The sequence below is a fragment of the Mycobacterium sp. genome, from assembly GCF_049280035.1.
Taxonomy (GTDB): domain Bacteria; phylum Actinomycetota; class Actinomycetes; order Mycobacteriales; family Mycobacteriaceae; genus Mycobacterium.
On the sequence record NZ_JBAPPI010000754.1, the window covers coordinates 1 to 2,010 of the forward strand.

Annotated in this window: 4 protein-coding genes; 2 read left to right on the top strand and 2 right to left on the bottom strand. The window is 64.1% G+C overall.

The features are described from left to right. Together WAN71_RS24200 and WAN71_RS24205 are read left to right on the top strand one after the other, a co-directional pair. Positions 1-173, top strand: a 173-nt coding sequence (locus WAN71_RS24200) for a thiolase C-terminal domain-containing protein (RefSeq protein ID WP_422227765.1), incomplete at its 5' end; no start/stop codon positions are given. Continuing rightward, complete coding sequence (locus tag WAN71_RS24205) at positions 170-580, top strand: Zn-ribbon domain-containing OB-fold protein (RefSeq protein ID WP_422227762.1); 411 nt, start codon at positions 170-172, stop codon at positions 578-580. The genes WAN71_RS24200 and WAN71_RS24205, both read left to right, overlap by 4 nt. Before the next feature lie 13 nt (positions 581-593). Here WAN71_RS24205 and WAN71_RS24210 read toward each other — a convergent pair whose 3' ends face one another. Then, a complete protein-coding gene (locus WAN71_RS24210; protein WP_422227763.1) occupies positions 594-1,712 on the bottom strand; it encodes a phosphotransferase in 1,119 nt (372 codons plus the stop codon). A 102-nt stretch (positions 1,713-1,814) separates the two neighbouring features. Beyond that, on the bottom strand, positions 1,815-2,010 hold a 196-nt coding region (locus WAN71_RS24215), incomplete at its 5' end, for an OB-fold domain-containing protein (RefSeq protein ID WP_422227764.1).

The window sequence follows — 2,010 nt, forward strand, 5'->3', positions numbered from 1 at the left end:
GTGGACTGTTGTCCGAGGGTTACATCCACGGCCTCAATCACCACTACGAGGCGGCGCTGCAGCTGCGACATGCGGCGGGTGCGCGTCAGGTCGAGGACGCCAAACTGGCGCTGGTGACCGCGGGCGGGGGACCCTTCGGCGGTGCGAACGTCTACAGCAGGGAGCACCCGTGACGAATCCGGCACTGGCGGCACCGATCCCGGTGCCCGACCCCGACTCGGCGCCGTACTGGGAGGGTCTGAAGGACGGCAAGTTGATGCTGTGCCGCTGTGACGAGACCGGGAAGTGGATCCATCCGCCGTTGGAACGCAGCCGGTACACTGGTGGCCCCGTGCACTTCGAGGAAGTCAGCGGCGATGGCACGATCTTCAGCTACATCGTCGTCCGCCAGGCTCTCGTTCCTGGCCGCGTGCCCCCTTATGTCGTCGGGCTCGTCGAACTCGTGGAGCAGCCGGGCCTACGGATCAACGCGGTCATCCATGCCGATCCAGCCGACGTCCGAATCGGTCAGCCAGTGCAGCTGCGCATCTCCGATCTCGGTGACAGCGGGTATCGCATACCAGAATTCATCATCAAATAGGTGTGCGCAGCAATCAGCTCAACAACTTGCCGGTGCCCAGGTCGCGATAGGCCTCGGCGAAGCGGCCAAGCACCGCGCCGACGACCTCGACCGAATACATCTGGTCGGGTGCGATCGCCCACATGCAGAAGCCCCAGGCCGGGCTCTCGCGATACGCGGTCCACATAGCCTCGCGGTCGGGTACCGAGGTGACACCGGCGTCGAGCAGCCGACCGCGGTAGTTGTCCAGCAGCTCGCGCTCGTGGGCCCGCCGAAGCTCCGGGGATAGCGCAGCGATCAACGCATAGCCGACGTCGTGTGACCACGAGCCGCGCCGAATCAGCTGCCAGTCAAGGACACCCAGTCGGCCATCGGGTAGCACATACGTGTTGCGCGGATGCGGATCCCCGTGCAGCAGCGTGACCGGGCCGCGGGCTACCCGCTCCTGGAGTCTCCAGAAAGCCGCCTCCATCCCGTCCATATCGGTGCCCGCCGCATCGAGGAGCGCCTTCTTGTAAGGAGCCTCCATGAGGCCGCGGATTATCGCAAACCCATTGTCGCGCAGAAAGTCTGCGAACCCGCCCGTGACCGGATCCTGTAACCAGGACAAGTCGCCGCCGTCGGCCAGCCGCCGGCTACCCCAGAACGGGGCGTGCACTTGGCTCAACGTTGCGAGCAGCGCGTCGACCTGCTCGACAGTGAGCCCGGATATCGCGTCGGGGACCTGCGCGCCGCGTAAGGTGATGTCCTCTCCGAGGATGAGAAACTGCGACGGACCGTCTAGGTGGTCGGCGAAGTAGGTTGTCATGGTCTCGACGTTCAGGACCGCACGCAGGTCGCGGTAGAACCTTGTCTCGTCGTCGTACAGCACCGTCCCGCCGCCCCCTTCGGACAGCGATTCGTCGAACGCCTCCGGCAGGTCGTGCACCGTTCTCAATTGCGTTTTGATGAAGAGCCGCCGCGGAAGTCGGGTATGCGGATCGGCATAGTTCACATCGAGGCGCAGGTGCGAAGTGGTGCCCTGCCAGGTGTGCCCAACCGTGACGCCGGTTACCTCGACGTCAGGATCGTGTCGGCGCAAAAGCGACGTCAAAACGTCGGGCGTGACGTCGTCGGCGGATTGAAGCGTGACTTGCAGAGCTTGACCGGTCATCACAATCCTCATCGGTGAGATATAACTATGACAGTCGACTGTCACGTTAGCACCGAAGCCGCCGGACGGAGCCGGTTTGGCGCCCTAGGTAGAAACGGTTGACTACGCGGCCTTGGCGGGACGAAACAACGGCAACCACACCCGGCTGTCCTCCTCGCCCGACAGCGCGGTCCAGTCTTCGAAGAAGACCTCAACCGGCATACCGACGCTGATCTCGTCCACGGCGACGTCGACCACGTTGGTGATCAGTCGGACGTCGGGCTCGTCGTTCAACTCCACCATCGCCACGATGTAGGGC